This is a genomic window from Streptomyces sp. NPDC004266, assembly GCF_042874095.1.
Lineage (GTDB): Bacteria > Actinomycetota > Actinomycetes > Streptomycetales > Streptomycetaceae > Streptomyces.
Genome location: NZ_JBIAMM010000016.1, coordinates 128,100 through 145,737, shown reverse-complemented (window position 1 = coordinate 145,737; position 17,638 = coordinate 128,100). Strand labels below are relative to the sequence as shown.

At 70.2% G+C, this 17,638-nt stretch carries 10 protein-coding genes; 1 reads left to right on the top strand and 9 read right to left on the bottom strand.

Annotated features, from left to right (window positions below; translation table 11 throughout):
• Nucleotides 1-288: 288 nt before the first annotated feature.
• From ACFYUZ_RS31805 to ACFYUZ_RS31765, 9 genes are all read right to left on the bottom strand, one after another.
• Complete coding sequence (locus ACFYUZ_RS31805) at nucleotides 289-786, bottom strand: DUF4265 domain-containing protein (protein ID WP_389315062.1); 498 nt, start codon at nucleotides 784-786, stop codon at nucleotides 289-291.
• A gap of 11 nt (nucleotides 787-797) precedes the next feature.
• Nucleotides 798-1,484, bottom strand: a complete 687-nt coding sequence (locus ACFYUZ_RS31800) for a hypothetical protein (protein WP_389315060.1) — start codon at nucleotides 1,482-1,484, stop codon at nucleotides 798-800.
• A 275-nt stretch (nucleotides 1,485-1,759) separates the two neighbouring features.
• A complete protein-coding gene (locus ACFYUZ_RS31795; protein WP_389315058.1) occupies nucleotides 1,760-2,269 on the bottom strand; it encodes an SMI1/KNR4 family protein in 510 nt (169 codons plus the stop codon).
• A gap of 26 nt (nucleotides 2,270-2,295) precedes the next feature.
• Nucleotides 2,296-12,990 carry a LamG-like jellyroll fold domain-containing protein gene (locus tag ACFYUZ_RS31790; protein ID WP_389315056.1) on the bottom strand — a complete coding sequence of 3,565 codons (10,695 nt, stop codon included), beginning with the start codon at nucleotides 12,988-12,990 and terminating at the stop codon, nucleotides 2,296-2,298.
• A gap of 259 nt (nucleotides 12,991-13,249) precedes the next feature.
• Nucleotides 13,250-13,870, bottom strand: a complete 621-nt coding sequence (locus ACFYUZ_RS31785) for a BMP family ABC transporter substrate-binding protein (protein ID WP_389315055.1) — start codon at nucleotides 13,868-13,870, stop codon at nucleotides 13,250-13,252.
• Entirely contained in the window at nucleotides 13,867-14,286 is a 420-nt protein-coding gene (locus ACFYUZ_RS31780) for a hypothetical protein (protein ID WP_389315053.1), read from the bottom strand. The genes ACFYUZ_RS31785 and ACFYUZ_RS31780 overlap by 4 nt, the downstream gene beginning before the upstream one ends.
• Nucleotides 14,287-14,401: 115 nt before the next feature.
• Nucleotides 14,402-15,151, bottom strand: a complete 750-nt coding sequence (locus ACFYUZ_RS31775; protein WP_389315051.1) for an N-acetyltransferase — start codon at nucleotides 15,149-15,151, stop codon at nucleotides 14,402-14,404.
• A 60-nt stretch (nucleotides 15,152-15,211) separates the two neighbouring features.
• Nucleotides 15,212-15,889 carry an HNH endonuclease family protein gene (locus tag ACFYUZ_RS31770; RefSeq protein WP_389315049.1) on the bottom strand — a complete coding sequence of 226 codons (678 nt, stop codon included), beginning with the start codon at nucleotides 15,887-15,889 and terminating at the stop codon, nucleotides 15,212-15,214.
• Between the two features lie 179 nt (nucleotides 15,890-16,068).
• Nucleotides 16,069-16,908: a hypothetical protein gene (locus ACFYUZ_RS31765; RefSeq protein ID WP_389315190.1), complete on the bottom strand. Its 840-nt coding sequence runs from the start codon at nucleotides 16,906-16,908 to the stop codon at nucleotides 16,069-16,071.
• Nucleotides 16,909-17,030: 122 nt separating this feature from the next.
• Between ACFYUZ_RS31765 and ACFYUZ_RS31760 the strand changes: the two genes are divergently transcribed.
• Nucleotides 17,031-17,633 (top strand): TetR/AcrR family transcriptional regulator, encoded by a 603-nt coding sequence (locus ACFYUZ_RS31760; RefSeq protein ID WP_389315047.1) that lies wholly within the window; start codon nucleotides 17,031-17,033, stop codon nucleotides 17,631-17,633.
• Nucleotides 17,634-17,638 lie beyond the last annotated feature (5 nt).

The window sequence follows — 17,638 nt, the reverse complement described above, 5'->3', positions numbered from 1 at the left end:
ATCGATTTGCGTGATCTTTACCTGGCGGCGCGCGTCGGCCACCGCATCCACAGGTACCGGCCGGGAGAACGTCACGTCCCAGCCACTTTCCGACGCGCCACATCGAAGAGGTTCAGCCCAGGGACCCGGAAGCGGACGCACTGTGAGTGCCCTTCAGGACTCCGCCGGTGGAGCAACCCACCTCTGGAGCCCCTTCGGGGGCTCGCTCCGCGGCCGATCAGGCTCCTTCGAGCCCACCCAGCCGCGCTTCGAAACGGTCGATCGGCACGGCCCTCGTCAGCGCCGGGATCACCGCTGGGGACCCTGGAACGGCTGGGAGTCGCTCCACTCCCAGAACAGCCGCCCGGCCTCCTCGTGCGCGTCCATGAACGCCACCAGGGAAGCCGCGTCCCCGTCGGCGGGAACGTCGATCGCCGCGTGCCGGTCGCCGCTCCACTCGACGGCGAAGCCCCCGCTCCGGGCCTGCTCGGTGATACCGCCGGCGACCTCATCGAAGACCTGGGGCGCGAGACCCGCCTCCAGCAGCGCCCTCAGCGTGCGGTGGCCGCCCTTCTCCACCACCTCGACGAGCACGTCGTCCTCGTCGAGCCGGACGACGTCGAAGAGGTTGAGGCCGTAGATCCGGAACGGCACGCACTGCACGACGAAGAGGCCGTCCTCACGGCGGCCGAGCCAGATCTGCTCCTGGAGGTCAGGGAAGCCGAACGGGGCCAGGTCGGCCATGGCGATGCGCTGGCTTGCGGTACGGACCGCCGGGTCCTCGTGGACGACGTATCTCTTCGGCATGGAGAGAGATCCTAGAGGCGGCAGTCCCACGGAAAGCGGTCACGCACCCTTGCGAGCTTGTGCGCGACCGTCTGCCCGCGAACCACCGCCACGAGCGCCTCGCGGTCGCCCGCGCGGGCGACGAGGCCGTCGAGCCACGCCTCCGCGCCGGGCCAGTCGAGCGGCATCGACGACCTGGGCCAGACTCCCGTGAGTTCCCGGGCGAGGGAGAGCCCTTCCTCGGCCAGGTCGTGCTGCCCGGCCGCCGCGGCGACGAGGATGCCGTCCTCCACCTCCGGCACGGCGGGACCGTGCCCCTTCTCCACGCGTCGCCGGGCTTCCGCGTGGTACTCCCGCACGATCGCCTCGATCGACGGCGGCTCGTCGAGCGGCAGTGCGCTCTGCTCGCGCAGGGCGCCCGTCGCGCGGCCGAAATCCCTCTCGTGACGTGCGAAGAGCACCGGGTCCGGCGTCCCGGAAGGGCGCGTCAAGCGCCGGCCCAGCGTCAAGGACACCACCGGGAACTCACGGGTCAGCGCGTGCACGTGCGCCGTCGGGAGGTACCCGTCGCCGCCGGTCGTCCGGTCGAGGCAGACGCCCTGCACGACCGGCCCGATCCGGCGCAGCAGGCGCAGGGGCTTCCAGACGTCGAAGTCCGGAAACTCCGCGGCCCACTCCTTCGTCACCCGCCCGGCGGTGGGGGCGCCCGACCTGGCCATGGATTCACCTCGCTCGTGACCGACAGAAGGGCCGCGGTCAGGACCTACCCACCGAGTGTCCCCGCCGCTCGCCCCGTCCATGCCGCCGTCCAGATGCGTGATCGTGAAAGACACGGTCGCATCGTCTCCTCTTTTCAGGGGCACCCTTCGGAACCGCCCACTCTGCGAACGCGGCACGAGGCGCATCGCACCCTGCCCCGACAGCATGAAGCGGCCCGCCCCGAGAGACTCGGGACGGGCCGCGACCATGAACCGGCGGCGTGGCTAGCGGCTGCTCATCCGCCGTCCTCCGCGTTCTCCTCTCGGAGGCTGTCCGCTTCGCTGAGGTTCTCGTCGATCATGTGCCGGAAGAAATCCGTGAACGACGAGTAGCGCTCCACCTCCGCTCCGGCGATCCAGACCACCGGAGCCGGTCCGCTCCCCCGCAGCACAGGCATCACGAAGAAGTCGATCGTGGTTGTGGAAGCCGCGATCGGCAGCACCGCGTCGAGGTCGAGCCCCGCGCTCGCGAGCGCCTCGGGTTCGAGCGTCTTCAGCAGACGTCGAGCCGTCTCCAGAGCAGGAGAGCCCCGGAGCTCTTCGGTGCCGAAGAGGTCGACGTCCTGCATGAGGGCAGGCCATCCGTCCGCTTCGAGCAGGAACGAGACGTACTCGTTGTCGAGGTCGTGTCCAAGCCTTCGGACCACCTCGTACAACTGCTCCGCGTTCGCTGGCGGTCGTGGCTCCTCGAAACGCCAGAGCTCCTCGGCGTCCCACTCGCGCACGCGTGCCTTGGCTTCCCGCATGCGTCGAATCTCGGCAGGCCAGTCGGTCATGGCGTACTCGGATTTCTGTTGTCGACGATGACGAACTTCTTGGGCTTGCAGCCGACCGGACAGCGTTGGCCCTGTCCCGACAGACTGCTGTTCACCTCCAGATCCATGTCGATCCAGGTCGGCGGTGTTCCGTGCCCGAGCCACATGGCGTCCGGTGCATGCCCGGCGACACCAGTGTAGGGAGTGCCGGCTGCTTCGGCCCGCTTGCGCTCCTTCTTGGCCTGACGGGCGGCATCCTTTCGGACCTTGCCCGCGGTGGAGACACGACCCGTGGGCGACATCTGCCCGTTCGCGATCGCGTCGTTCGCGGCGACGACGTAGTCCTGGAACTGCCTGGCCTGGTCGTCCGTGGCCCATGGCGGGATGCGGACCTCGGCCTCGCCGTTCACGTTGCAGTTGTGCACCAGGACTGCGGCGTTCGAGTCCGCACCGTCGCCACCAGACCCGGCCGCCACGTCGGCGGAGGACACCGAGGCGCCCGCCACCACGAAGTACGTGTGCAGGCCCTCGACGCTCAGGTCGTACGTGGTCCGCTGGGCCGTGTACGCCTTGATGTCGATGATCACCGTCGGAGCACCCTCCCCGTTCTGGAGCTTCTGGCCGACCTTGAGGTCGCCCGCCTGCGTCCAGGAGTTGCGGGTGGACTCGTAGAACTGGTGGTGCTCGGTGGTCTGGATTGTCTTCCGGCCGGTCTTCGTCGCGAGGGTGACGTCCACGTAGTCGCGGTCGGTCTTGGTGACGATGACCTGCTTGACCTCGTGTACCTCCTTGGTCTTCTTGCCGGGCTCGGCCGTGAGGACCTTGTCACCGACCTTGACCTTGGCGATCTCCTTGGCCTTGCCGTCCGCCAGCAGCACCGGCGTCTTGCCCGTGAAGCTGTGCGGGGTGCTGCCGCGCCGGATCGGGCAACCAGGACCCGAGCCGCCGTCCGGATCCGGAGACGACTTGGACTTCGGACTGTTGCCCTTGCCCTTCGCTCCGAACGCGCCGCCCATGACCGCGCCGATCGTGGCCGCCTTCGCGGCGCCCGCGACCGAGCAGCCCTCCTCGCTGTTCACACAGGAGGTGCCGTACTCGACGGCGCCCGAGAGGGCTTCCTCACCGGCGTTCTCGGCGATGTTCGTGCCGATCCTGCCGGCCGCGCCGGAGAGCAGCTTGCCCGCGGCGCTCGCCGCGAGCCGGCCACCCACACCACCGGCCGCGCCGGTCAGCGCGCCGATGCCGACGGCCATGGCGAAACCGCCCAGCGTCTTCGGTCCGTCGCTCATCGCGTAGCCGACCGCGTTGCCCGCCGCACCCGCGAGTGCGGCACAGCCGATCGCGCCCGCACCGGCCGTGATCGCGGTGCAGCCCGCGAAGACGGCGATGCCGACGGCGACCGAGGCGATGGTCGAGGCGTGCTGCTTGACGAAGTTGGCTGTCGCCTTCGCCGCCTTCTTGACGGCCCGGCCCACCTTCTTGGCTGCCTTGACCACCTTGTGGGCGACGTTCTTGACCGCCTTGGCGACCTTCCGTACGGCCTTCTTGACGTGCTTGACGACCTTGTGGACGACACGTTTCACGCGCTTGTAGACGCGCTTGACGTATCTCTTGACCTTTCTGACGCTGTCGGCGACGTAGTGCACGGCCTTCCGGACCGCCCGCTTGGCGCGCTTCACCGCCTTCTTCACGGCCCTCTTGACGACCTTGGCGGCCTTCTTGACGACCTTGGCGACCTTCTTCACGGCCTTCTTGACGTGCTTGTAAGCCGTCTTGACGACCTTCTTGACCTTCTTCTTGACCTTCTTGACGATCTTGTCGGCCCAGCCGGGCCAGTGGCCCGTCGGGTCCATGCCCGTCATCGGGTTGTCGTTCGCGTACGCGTAGCGGTTGGCGCCGACGGAGTCGGGCAGCCCGCTGGTCGCGACCGTGTCACGGCTGTTGAACTGGCCGCTCTCCGGCGAGTACCAGCGCGCGGCCATGTTGACCTTGGCCGTCTCCGGGTCGGTCCAGCCCGACTGGTAGCCGAGCGCACCGACCATTCCGCCGGTCTGCAGGACCTTGCCGAACGGGCTGTACGTCGTCGAACCGGTCAGCGCCTCGCCCGTCGCGGTGAACTGCGCCACCACGTCGGTGTGCAGGTCCGTCATGGCCAACACCGACGAGGCCGCCGTCTTCACGCCGACGAGCGAGCCGGCCGCGTCGCGGCTGTACTTCGCCACGCCGTCCGACGCCACGTCGTTGCCGACACCGCTGTACTGGAAGGCGTAGACGGCGGTACCCGTCTCGTCCTTCGCGTTCAGCACCCGGTCGAGACCGTCGTACGCGTACGTCCGGTCGCCCTCCTGGATCACCCGGTTGAAGGCGTCGACCTTCATCGTCGTGACCCGGCTGGCCTCGTCCGTCACCGAGCTCAGCGTGCCGCGCGCGGTGTACGTGTAGGCGCTGTGTCCGTCCGACGTGAGCCGGTTGCGGGCGTCGTACGTGTACGTGTCGCCGCCCACGCGGGTCCGGTTGCCGGACGCGTCGTAGCCGTAGGTCTCCGTCGTCGTCCCGTTGTTCCAGGAGGTCAGACGGTCGGCCCAGTCGTACGCGTACGTGTTGGCCGTCGAGCCGTTGAGGCCCGTCGTCGTCTTCGACGTCAGGTTGTCGTTCTCGTCCCACCCGTAGGTGAAGGACGCGAGCGTCTTGCCGGTCGGCGACGTCAGCTTGTCGCTCGTCAGGCGTTCGAGCTTGTCGTAGCCGAAGCTGCGCTTCGCCTTCCCGGTGCCGTAGTCGATCGACGTGACGTTGTTGTTGACGTCGTAGGCATAGGTCGCCGTCGAGCCCGTGGCACCGTCGTTGACCGTCTTCAGGCGGCCGGCGGTGTCGTAGTCGAAGGTCGACGTGCCCGAGGCGTCGGTCCGCGAGGTGACCGCCCCGTCGCCGTTGTAGGCGAAGGAGGAGGAGCCCGACGGGCCGTTCGCCGTCAGCAGCTGACCGCGGTCGTCGTACGTGAAGGTGTTGTCCGTCGTTCCGTCACCGGCGACGGCCGTGACCTGGTCGTCCGCGTCGTACGTGTACGTGTGGTCGACCGTGGCGGCCTCCGCACCCGTACCCGTCTGGCGCACGAGACGGCTCTTCACGTCGTACGCGAAGGAGATCGTGACCCCGCCGGGGGCGCGGGACTCCTTCATCCGTCCGGCCTGGTCGTAGACGGCCGTGAACGTCCGGTCCGCCAGGTTCGGGTGCGTCGGCGTCGACGGTTCGATCGTCGACTCCGGCAGTCCCCACGTGTTGTACGTCGTGAGGAACGGGTTGCCCCGTCCGTCGGTGAACCGGGTCTGGTTGCCCGCCGCGTCGTACCCGTAGGTCGTGGTGATCGACTCGGTCGCGGAGACCGGCTCGACGACCTTGGTGATCAGACCCGTCGGGTCGTACGTGAAGGTCTTCGTGTGACCGCGCTGGTCGGTCGCCGAGACCATGTTGCCGTTGCGGTCGTACACCGTCCGTCCGGTGCGCAGGACCGCGCCCGTCTCGTCCAGGTCCTCGGTCTTGATCAGCTGGCCGAAGCCGTCGTACGTGTTGCGGGTGCCGGTGCCGTCGGCCTCGGTGACCGTCAGCGGTCGGCTGTCCATGTCGTACGTGAACTTCGAGACGTTGCCCGCGGTGTCCGTGGACTCGATGACGTCGCCCACGGCGTTGTACTTGTACGACTCGCTCACGCCGGTCGGCGAGACCATGCGGGACAGCTCGCCGCCCGGAGCGTTGTACTCGTTGATCGCGGTGTACGCCCGCTGGGTCGGCTGGCGCACGATGTCCGTGCTGGTCAGTTCCCGGCCCAGGTAGTCGTAGGTGGTCTCCTGCCTGGCGCCGTTCGGCCGGGTGGCCGAGAGCTGGTCGCCGTTGGTGTCGTAGGTGTACTTGGTGGTGCCGCCGCCGGGCTCCGTGACCGAGGCCAGGTCGCCGAGCTGCGTGTAGGTGTAGGTGGTGCGGTTGCCGAGCGGGTCGACCTCCGCGGTCACCTGGCCGAGCTTGTTGTACTCGTTGTACGAGGTCGCCCTGATCGGGGTGGTGGCCCCGGGCGCCAGGTAGTCGGGCGAGGTGGTCGAGGACTCCTGGCCCTCGGCGTCGTACGCCGTGGTGTCGACGTTGCCGAGCGGGTCGGAGACCTCGGTCGGCTCGCCGAAGGTGTTGTAGCCGGTCATCGTCACGGGACGGACGGAGACCGGGGTCCCGCCGTTCTGCTCCGCGTTGACGGCCGGCTCGGTGACCGAGGTCTGCTGTCCGGCCTCGTCGTAACCGTAGTCGGTGACGTTGCCGCCCGTGTCCGTCATGGACGTGGGCAGACCGCGCTGGTCCAGCTTCCAGTTGGTGGTGCGCACCGTGCTGGTCGCGGCCGGCAGGGTGCCGCCCTTGACGGCGGTGACCTGCGCCGCGGTGAGGGCCTCCTGGTAGACCTGGACGTCGTCCAGGCCACCGAGGTGGTTCTCCGCGTACGTGCCCTTGTACCAGCGGCGGCCGAGCTGCAGCGGACCGGTGGACTCCCACGGCGTGGTGAACGCCGTCTCCTGGGCCAGGGTGCCGTTCACGTACAGCCGGATCTGCGAGGTCGCCTGGTCGTAGACGCCCACCAGGTGGGTCCAGGTGTTGACCGTGACCGCGGCGGTGCCGGACGACGCCCGGACGATCACCGGGTCGTAGGTGTCGGTGGCGTGCCGGTTGAACGTCCAGCCGGCGCTCGTCGAGTAGTACAGCTGGAAGCCGCTGGCCTCCTTGCCGTCCTGCGCGACGAACGTGCGGTTGGCCGCCGTCGACGTCAGCTTGACCCAGGCCGAGACCGTGAAGCTGCCGGCCGTGTTCACGACCGGGCCCGTGGTCTGGGCGTACGAGTTGGCGTCACCGTCGAAGACGGCGCTGCCGCCCCGGTCGGTGTTCCAGTGCATGCCCGTGCCGTGGCTGCCGGTGCTGTTGCCGCCGGAGGAGTCCGCCAGGCCGGAGCCCGTCGTCTCGTCCAGCTTGTAGCGGGCCACCGGGGCCGTCGTGCCGTCGTGGACGGTGTTGCCGGTGATGTTGCCCAGGGCGTCGTAGCGGGTGTCGGTCGTGGAGACGTCGCCCGTCGCCGGGTCCCGCTCCGTCTCCGTCACCACGTTGTCGTCCGGGTCGTAGCTGGTCTGCGTCGTCCGCGCGAGCCCGTTGGGGTCGAGGATCTCGGAGACCGTGCGGTCGGCGGCGTCCACCGTGAAGGTGGAGCGGGTCTGACCGTCGTTGGTGATCTGCTCGATCAGGTTGCCGGCGGCGTCGTACGTGTTCGCCTGCTCCGTGAACTGCTTGCCGGACTGCGGGTCCTTGCGGACCACCGTCGCCGACAGGCCGTCGTCGGTGTAGGTGTACGCCGTCACCCAGCCCATCGCGTCCGTGATCGACGCGAGCCGGCCCGCGGGGTCGTAGGCCCGGGACTCCTGGACGAGGGTCGTCGGAGGCGTCGGGTTGTACGGGTCGCCGGTGTAGTTGAGCAGGTTGGTGGTGAGCGGACGCTGCTCGCCGTCGAAGGTGTAGGTGTTGACGTTCCCGGCCGGGTCGGTCTCCTTCACCTTGTTGCCGTAGACGTCGTACTCGAACGACGTGGTGTCGCCGCCCGGGTCCGTCCTGGTCGCCATCTGGTTGTACGCGTCGTACGTCATCGACGTCACGCGTGCCGCGTCGCCGCCGGTGAGGTCGGAGACGGTCTGCGACAGGATGTTGCCGTCCGGGTCGAAGGCCGTGGTGGTCTTCGCCTGGTGCTTGGCACCGGTGACCCGGTTGGTGACGGCCGGCGTGGTCTCGGTGACGACCTGGTCGTTCTTGTCGTAGGTCTGGCTGGTGACCAGACCGGCCGGATTGGCGTCGGAGATCTCCGTCTTGGTGATCTGCCGGCCGATGTTGTCGTACGTGTACTTCACCGTGGCGCCGTTGGCGTCCGTGACCTGCGCGAGGTCACCGTTGACGAAGTAGGTGTACGACGTCTTGCGGCCACCGGGCGTCGTCACCGAGGCGATGAGTCCCGCCGGGGCCACGGCCGTGCCGCCCTCCGCCGCCGGGGTGGTGGCGGTGGTGTACGTCGTCGTGGCCGTGCGCCCGTTCGGGAACCCGGCGACCGGCGGCGTCGTCACGGACAGCAGGTTGCCGGCCGTGTCGTACGAGTAGCTCGTCAGGTACGCGTTGTCCGTGGGGCCCGAGGAACGGCCGTCGCGCTCGGTGAGCACGAGGTCGTTGCGCAGGTCCATCGTCGGGAACGCGGTCGTCGAGTCCGGGTAGAACGTGAAGTACTCCGTGGAGCACTTGTTGGCGGCCGTGTCCTGGCAGGTGGTCTGGGAGACCGCGTTGCCGCGCACGTCGTGGCCGGTGATCGACCGGTTGCCGTTGGCGTCCGTGATCGTGTGCAGGAAGCCGCCGGTGTCGTACCCGTACGTCGTCCGGTTGCCGTTCGTGTCGATCGCGGCGAGGAGGCGGTTGCCCATCTCCGCGTCGTACACGTACGTCAGCGTCTTGTCGGTCGGGTCGGTCAGCGTGACCGTCTTGACCGGGGCGATGCCGGAGGACGACTTGTAGGCGGACCAGTGGGCGGCGACGTCCGACTCGGTCAGGCCCTTGGCGTGGACCGCGACCTCGGCGATCGAACCGGTGAAGAACGAGACGTCACCGGGCGAGCTGTACCACTTGCTGAAGCCGGCGCCGAGGAACGTCCGCGACGTCGTCTGGTCGTTCGGGGCCCCGGTGCAGGACTGCTGCTTGGCGCCGTCGAGGTACAGGGTCTGCGTCGTACCGGTGGCCGACAGGACGGCGTGGTGCCACTTGTCGTCGGTCACGGTGCCCGTGGAGCCCATCGTGGCGGTGCCGTTGCAGCTGCTGCTCCACCAGTGGCCGTGCAGCTTGTTGTCGGCGCCGACGTAGAGCAGGTCGCTCCAGCTGCCGGTGACGCCGCCGGGGTTGTTCGGGGCGACGCTCTGGTCGCTCATGATGACGCCCGGCTCGGCCGTCTTGAACCACAGCTCGACCGAGCGGTCGGGCTTGGCGTGCAGCGGCCCGTACGGGATCTCCACGAAGGAGCCGGTGCCGTCGAAGGTCGCCGCGGAGACGTCGTCCGCGCCGAAGGGGCCTTCGACGCCCTGGATGACGCTGTTGTAGGTGCCGAATCCGGTGTGGACCTGGTTGGCGGCCTGGGCCGCGCCCTGGGTGTCGTCCAGGCGCCAGTAGCCGGCCGGGGCGGAGCCCATGACGGCGGACCGGTAGACCTGGGACGAGCCCGTGATGGTCGGCGGGTTCAGCTTCCACGTGCCGCCGTTGCCGTCGGTGGCCTGGAGGACGCGGTCGTCGGTGGTGTCGTAGACGACCGACGCCTGGGTCTTCAGGTTCGGCGTGGTGATCTTCTGCAGCAGTCCGGCGGCCTGCGTGGCGGCCTTGTACTGCGTGGCGATCACGTCGGCCGCGAGCGGCTCGGAGTAGATGGCGACCTCGGCCATCTGGCCGTTGAAGTGCCCGAGCGTGTCGTTCGGGTTCATGGCCGGCCAGCCGTGGGTGTTCACACCCGCGCCGAGCGAGATGTACGGCTGGACCCAGTCGTTGATGGCACCGCTGAGGGAACCGACCACGGCACCGTCGAGGTACAGGGTCTGTCCGTTGGCGACGCCGGTCAGGACGGCCTGGTGCCACTTGCCGTCGGTGACGGTCGGGGTCGACGTGATCGTCGTCCCGCAGCCGGGCGACATCGCCAGGCAGCCGCGCAGCTTGCCGTCCGTGCCCACGTACACCGCGGGGGTGTTGTAGCGGGTGTTGGCGACCGGGTTGGGGTCGCTGAGCGGCTTGTCGGCGTAGTAGAAGAGGACGCCGCCCGCGGTGGACGTCTTGAACCACAGGGACACCGTCGTGTACGAGGGCGTCGCGCCGGGGGCGCTCGGCATCTCGACGTACGACGTCGTGCCGTTGAAGGCGGCGGCCTTCTGGGTGGAGCCGGCGAGCGGGCCGGTGCCGCCCAGGGTCACGTTCTTGTACGTGCCGTTGTACTGGCCCTGGTTGGAGTCGATCGCGTCACGCGCGAGCGTGCCGGACGTCTCGCCGAGGCGCCAGTAGGCGAACGGGTCGGCGTCCAGGACCGTGGTGCGGTAGTGGTTGCCGGTCGCGTACGTGTACGTGGTGCACTTCGACCAGTCGGCCGGCGGGCAGACGCTCGTCAGCTGGTCGCCGGAGTAGCCGTACTTCCACGTCTGGACCGTGGCGGAGTCGCCGGCGGTGGACGGGTCGGTGTAGACCGTGTCGACGTGCCAGGCACTGGTCGGGCTCGGCTGGATCCAGGTCAGGCCCAGGTTCCGCTTGGACGTGACGTTGGCGATCTTCGTCAGCCGCTTGTTCGCGTCGTACGTGAACGTCTCGGTGCGGTTGGCGAAGTCCTTGATCGTGGTCAGCGCGTAGGTCCCGGCCTTCGCCGTCGGCTGCTGGAAGGAGTAGGCCGTGAAGTCCTTGTCCGTCAGCTTGTAGCCGATGGGGGCGGTGGTGACCGCCTCCAGCCGGGCGTAGCGGCCCAGCGGCGGCACGAAGGTGCCGTCGCCGTTGCGGCCGAAGGCGACCTGCTCACCACCCGGGTAGGTGATGATCACGCTGGTGACGGCGCCGGTGCTGTCCTTGACCTCGGCGGCCTTCATGTCGACGATCGTCGACCAGCCGGCGCCGAAGGCGTTGTCCACCCGCGGGTCGAGGCTGTTGTACGCGCGCTCGATCTCCAGGGAGGGGCCGATGACCGGGACGTCGGCGTCGGTGTCGTCCGTCGTGTAGTTGCCGTCGGACGGGTCGAAGTCGTGGCCGTCGTTGTTCATCGACAGGCCCGAGGTGACCGGCGGCTGCGGCACGGCCGTGGTGAAGCGGCTCTCCTCCACGACCTCGGAGGTGCCGTCGTCGGCCGCCACGTACCAGTCGTAGTTCTTCGACCACTTCAGCTTGCCCGCGGGCACCTTCCAGCTGCTCTTGGTGATCGAGCCGGAGGTGGCCACGAGGACCGGGGTGCCGGTGGCGTCGCCGTCGTAGATCTCGAAGGTGTACGAGAGCGGGCTCGGGCCGTTGTCGGCGTCGGTCGCGTAGGCGAGCAGCTCCGGCTGGAGGGTGTTGGCCTGGAAGTTCTGCGGCGGGTACTGGGCGTTGATCTGCGGCGCCGTGTTCGGCGTGTACGTCAGGTCGAGGGCCGGGCGGAAGCCGGCGGTCGCCGAGTTGTCCGAGTGGAACTTCTTCCAGTGGAGCATGTCGTTGGTCGGCGCGGTGAGCGCGAGACCGTAGTTGGCCGCGCCGCCGGCGACGTTGTTGAACCACGTCGTCGAGAGCGTGACCGGCATCCGGACACCGACGCTCGCCGAGCCGGAGCTGTTGGAGCAGGAGGCTCCGGGCGCCGGGGTGGCGGTGCCGAGGGCCGCGCCGTACGTCGGTCCCGGGTAGGACGTGACGCCGGACGGGGTCCAGGACTGGGTGACCGGGTGGACCGAGAAGGACTCGGCGGCACAGGTCGAGGACCACAGGGCGTACACGTTCAGGGTGGCGGCGGTGACCCGCTGCCCCGCGAGCGTGGTGGCCAGGGAGGAGAACTGCAGGAAGGAGTTCGCCTTGTTCGTGCCCGAGTCGTACGAGCCGACCTTGATCTGCGTCTCGGTGGAGTGGTCGCCGCCGATGGTGTTCTGCGTGTACGTCGAGTTGGAGGCGGTCACGGTCGGGTCGACGGTGACCGGGTAGACCCGCTCGGGGGCGTCGAGCCAGGCGCGGTCGGCGGTCATCCGCAGGGCCGGCTTGCCGTCGACGGCCGTCAGCTCGTAGGTCACGTCCCGCGACTGGGCGGCGTCACCGGAGCGCGGATCGACCTTCGAGTCCTCCATGTACGCGTGCGGGATGGTCGCGGCGACCTTGCCCGTCGCGTCCGTGAACTCGACGTCGCCGTCGGCCGCGACCCGGGCGGTGAGCCCCTGGGTCTCCAGCGGGAAGATCCACGAGTTCGCGGCCTGCGCAGAGCGCAGGACGATGTTCTCCTTGAACCCCTCCGCCAGCGGCACGAGCTGCACGTCGGTGTCCGGCAGGACGTCCGCGTAGGTCACGGTCCCGTTCCCGCCGACAACGGGCTCGGCCTTGGCGGCGCCGCGCAGCGCGTACGCCAGGGACCGGCCGGAGCCGAAGTCCACCGAGGCCAGCTGCCGGTCGGCGGCGGTCGGCGCGAACTCGACGTCCAGGGAGTTGGCCGTCTGCTGCAGACGACCGTCCTTGTCCTCCGTCAGGCTCGTGTCGATCTGCTTCCAGGTGCCGTCGGCCGCCTTGAAGTTCGCCCGGCCCGTGTAGTGCCGGACGGTCGTCGAACCGTCGGCGTTGACGAAGAAGTCCGACGTCGCCGTCGACCTCTTCGCGTCACGCCGACTGGTGCGCGCGTCGAAACTGTTCTTGCCACCCGGCGCCTTGCCCGTGGTGACGTCGGCGGGATCGTCGGTCTCCCGCGCGAAGGGAGGCAGCTCGCCCTTGCCCTTGCCCGGCTTGCGACCGGCCCCACCCTCGTTGCTGGTCGAGTCGGCGGAAGCCTTGTGGCTCTTGCCGCGGGCGGTGCCGCCCTGCTGGTCGGGCGTGTCGAGCGGATTCTGGTGGAGCCAGGTCCACAGTCCCGAGAGGGACAGCTGGGGCATCTTCACCGGTTCGAGCGTGACGCCCGCGGCGACCGCCGATTCGGTGGAGACCATGAGGAACATGGCAATCAGTACGGAAAGAGCCGTAGCCCTCCACCTGCGCCTGCCGGTGCGACCCGGTGGCTGTGGTCGAGGGCTACGGACCCGGCGTATATGCATGGGTCAGCCTTTACTCACACGATGCTTACAAAGCCTCGCGAGACTGCCTCATGACCGCGCACCAGTTCCATGCAGGGTGCCGGTTTTTACCTTTGCTTTACCGGAGGGAAGGAACCCTTCCGGACCTTTCCGACTGCAATGGACCCGGGGCCGCTCAGCTGTCGGCCGCCAGCCGCTTCACCGTCGCCGTGATGTCGTCCTTGAGGGACGCACCGGGAGCCACCCGGGCCACGTTGCCGTGGGCGGCACCGCCGCCCTCACCGACCGTCACGAACCGGACTTCCGGGTTCTTTTCGGCCGCCGCCTCGGCCGCCTTCACCTGCGGCGCGCCCGACGCGACGACGATCTCGCAGTCCCGCTGCACCAGACCGTTGAGGAACGGACGGGCGTTCGCCACCGACTGCTCCCCCATCACCGGCACGAACGTCACCCGGATCCGCTTGTCCAGGGACGCGGCCTGCATCCCCTCCCAGACCGGGGCCGCCGGCGCGCCCGTCACGATGCCCTTGTCGTCGGTGAGCAGACAGGCGTCGTAGTCCTTGTAGGCGCGGGCCCGCGTGTCGGGCGGGGTGCCCGCGTCGTCCGTGTTCGCGAACCGCCAGACGCCGAAGAGGCCGAGGAGGATGACCAGGACGGACCCCAGGGCCCAGCCGGCCCGGCCGCGCAGCGCCCCCGCCGTCGCGGCGAGCACGCCGCGGACGTCGACGCCCGCCTCCGCCGCCTCCTTCCTGGCCGCTTCGCGCTCCGCGACGCGCCAGGTGCGACGGAGCTTCACCGACCGGCCTCCGTCGCGTCCGTCGCGTCCTTCGCGTCCGTCGCGTCCTTCGCGTCCGTCGCGTCCTTCGCGGCATCCGCACCCTTCGCGTCCTTCACCGCGAGGCAGTGCACCGCCGCGCCCAGGGTGGAGGTCGCGAGGAGCAGGACATCCAGGAGGTAGGGGACACCGCTGGTCTCCACCGGGGTCAGGGCGATCTGGAAGCACCACCCGACCGAGACCGCCGTGAACAGCAGCGCGGCCAGCCAGTCGCCGCGCGACCCTCGGCGCAGGGCGAGGACCAGGGAGGGCACGAGACCGAGGACCCCGAGGCTCAGCAGCGGCACGGCGGCGAGCGCCAGCCGGGCCCGCCGGCCGGGCAGTCCGGTTCGGCGCGGGGCTTCCGCGCCCTTCTCCAAGGAGACGGCCTGGTTCACGCTCGGAACCTCTCACGGGTGTACGCGCACGGACACGTACGCATGTACGGCAGGGGACGCCGTACGGTACATCCCCCGCCGTGAAGATCGCCCCCGGGGTCCCCCGTGGGCGCCGTCAGGCGATCCGGTGGCGGACCCACACGTTGGGCTCCACGTACACCGCGTAGCCGCGCGTCGCCTCGCAGTGGACCGGGACCAGCGCGCCCGGGACCTCGACCGGCCCGTCCGTGTCGAAGGGGAGGCCCGTCCACTTCCGCCACTGCTCGACGGAGCCGGAGACCGTCATGGAGGCCGGGGCCACGGACTCGATGACACCGCCCGCGCGCACGTGGACGCGGAGCCACGGGTCGTGCGGCAGGCCGTCGGCCTCACGCGTGCGGAAGGCGTACTCGTGGATGGAGGCCCCGGCCTCCAGGTGCTTGCCGTTGGGCCGGACCGGGGCGACGAGCTCGGCGAAGCCCCGCCCGCCGGCGTTCTCCCGCATGGCGGCGAGCATCCGGTGCGAGAGGCCCTTGCCGAGGTGGTCGAGGTGGACGGTGATCTCGATCGCGCTCACGGTGTCGGCCTCCCGGCCGTGCCGCAGGTCGGAGAAGGCCCAGTTGAGGACCTCGTCCCAGCCCCGGGAGGGCAGCTCGCGGCGGCCTTCCGCGTCGAGCCGGAAGGGCACGCTGAAGCCGCGGGCGACGACCGCGCCCCCGGCGTCGGTGGCGACGAGCACGTACTCCGGGAACTCCCGGACGATCCGGCCCATGTTGGCCCACCCGACCGGGTCGTACATCATGAAATCGGGCCACAGGTCCTTCATGGACCACATCGCCCCTTCGAGCTCGGGACGTTCGGCGAGGGTGGTGACGTTCAGGTCCATGCGGCCAGGCTAAAGATCGCCCGTCCGGCCGCTCAAACGTTTTTTCGTGGCGGTCCGGCGCTACGGGAGCCTCTGCTGCGGGCAGGTGCCGAGGACCCGCTTCATCGCGTCCCGCTCCCCCGGCGTCACCCACACCCCGTACTTCTTCTTCACCGCGATCTGCCGGGCCACGTACGTGCAGCGGTACGCCCCGTTCGGCGGCAGCCAGGTGGCGGCGTCGCCGTCGGACTTGCGGCGGTTGGTCGCGGCGTCCACGGCGAGGAGGTTGAGCGGGTCGTTGGCGAAGCGGCGCCGGGTCTCGCCGTCCCACGTCTGCGCCCCCTTCTGCCAGGCGTCGGAGAGCGCGACGACATGGTCGATGTCGACCTTGGAGCGGCCCCGGACGTAGCGGACGGTGGTTCCGGTGTACGGGTCGTCGGTGAGGGTGCCGGAGGCGACCTTGCAGTGGCCGTCCGTGAAGCGGACTCCGGTCAGGTCCCGCTTGAGCACGTCGTCACGGGTGCCGCAGCCGTTGCCGTCGACGTCCGCCCAGGGCCGGCCGAACTTCTCCCGCTCGTAACCGGTCTTCGGTGCCCGGCCCTTGACCGTGAGGGTGTCCACGGCGGCGAGCGCCGTACCCGGGGCGGCGGACCCGCGGCCGGCGTCTCCCGGGGTGCCGGTGCCGGGCGAGCAGGCGGCGGCGAGGAGCACGGAGACGGCGAGCGTCGAGGCGGCGAGGGTCCTTCGGTACGTCAGCACCCTCGAATCCTAGGACGAACGGTTGTGCCCGGTTCGTACCGATGGCCCCGGCTGCGGCTCCGGACCGGGGCCACCGGCGGAGCCGGGGCCGGAGCCGCAGCCGGGGCCCTGGTGCGGGGCCGGAGCCGGAGCCGGGGCCCTGGTGCGGTACCGGGGCCCGGAGCCGGGGCCCCGGGCCGTCACACCTTGCCGATGCCGAGGGTGTTCTCGGAGGGCAGCAGGCCGGAGCCGATGACGGTGAGCCAGGGGCCGCCCAGGAGGTCGGCGAGCCGGGCCGTGTCCTCGGGGCCGAGGGCGTCCCACGGCCCGGCGGCCAGTTCGTCCGTACGCCGTTCCACCTCCGCGCGCAGGGCGCGGCCCTCGTCCGTGGCGGCGCCGTTCGCGTCCAGGAGCCCCCGGACCCTCAGGCGCTCGCGGGCGGCGTTCCACTCGTCCGCGCTCCAGCCCCGGCTCTCGAAGACCGGTTCCGACGCGGCCCCGATCGCCGCGAAGGAGACGAGGGACTCGGCCGGGTCGAGGCCGGCGGCGACCAGGGCGGCGATGTGGCCGTCGCCCCGGTGCTCGCGCAGGATCGTCGCCGCCTGCCACAGGACGAGGTGCGGGGCGTCGGGCCAGGGCAGTTCGGCGTGGGCCGCGGCGAGCGGGCGGCCTTCGAGGCCGGCCGCCCCGGCGGCGCGGCGGGCGAGCCCGGCCGCCTCGGCCAGCGCGGGGCCGCCGAGCAGCTCCTCGCCGAGGAGGGCGCGGTAGATCCGGTCGACGGCGCGGAGCCGGGCGGCGAGCACGTCGGCGGGGGCGGCGACCTCCCAGGCGGCGGGGACGTGCCGGGCGACCTTCTCGGGGCTGAAGCCGTAGAAGGCGGAGGCGACGCGGACCGGTCCGACGGGGCCGAGGGCGGCGGCGCGCCAGGCGAAGTAGGAGGGCCAGCGGTCGGCCGTCCCGTAGCCGAGGGCGCCCGCCTCGTCGAAGGCCTCGGGGGCGTAGTAGAGCACGGAGTGCAGGGGTTCGAGCAGGTGCCACATCTGACGTACGCGAGCGGTTTCCACGGGGTCCTCCTGCACATCGTCACCGACTTGCCACTGACAAGATTGTGTCCGCGCCCCCACGAACTTGTCAATGACTAGATTGGGGTTAGGCTGCTGCCATGACGAGCGACGACAAGACGAACGGCCGGGCCGGGCGGACACCCCGCGGCACCTACCACCACGGCGACCTGCGGCAGGCCGTCCTCGCCGCCGCGCTCGACGCGATCGCCGCCGAGGGGCCCGGGGCGCTGAGCCTGCGCGACCTCGCCCGCCGCGCGGGCGTCTCGCACGCCGCCCCCGCCCACCACTTCAAGGACCGCACCGGACTGCTCACGGCCATCGCCACCGAGGGGTACGAACTCCTCGCCGCGGCCCTCGCGGACCCGGAGCACGGCTCACCCGCGCTGCGCGAGCGCGGCGTGCGCTACGTCCGGTTCGCCGTCGCCCACCCCGCGCACTTCCAGGTCATGTTCCGGCCCGAGCTGCTGCGCGCCGACGACCCGGACCTCCTCGCCGCGAAAGAACGCGCCTCCGCCGAACTCCGCGCGGGCGTCGCGGACCTGCCGGACGTCCCCGACGCCCGGCAGGCCGGCATCGCCGCCTGGTCGCTCGCCCACGGCTTCGCGACGCTGCTCCTCACCCACAACGTGACGGCGGCGATCGGCGACCGGGACCCCGAGGAGTACTTCCGCTCGCTGGCCGGCCTGCTCTTCACGCCCTGACGCCC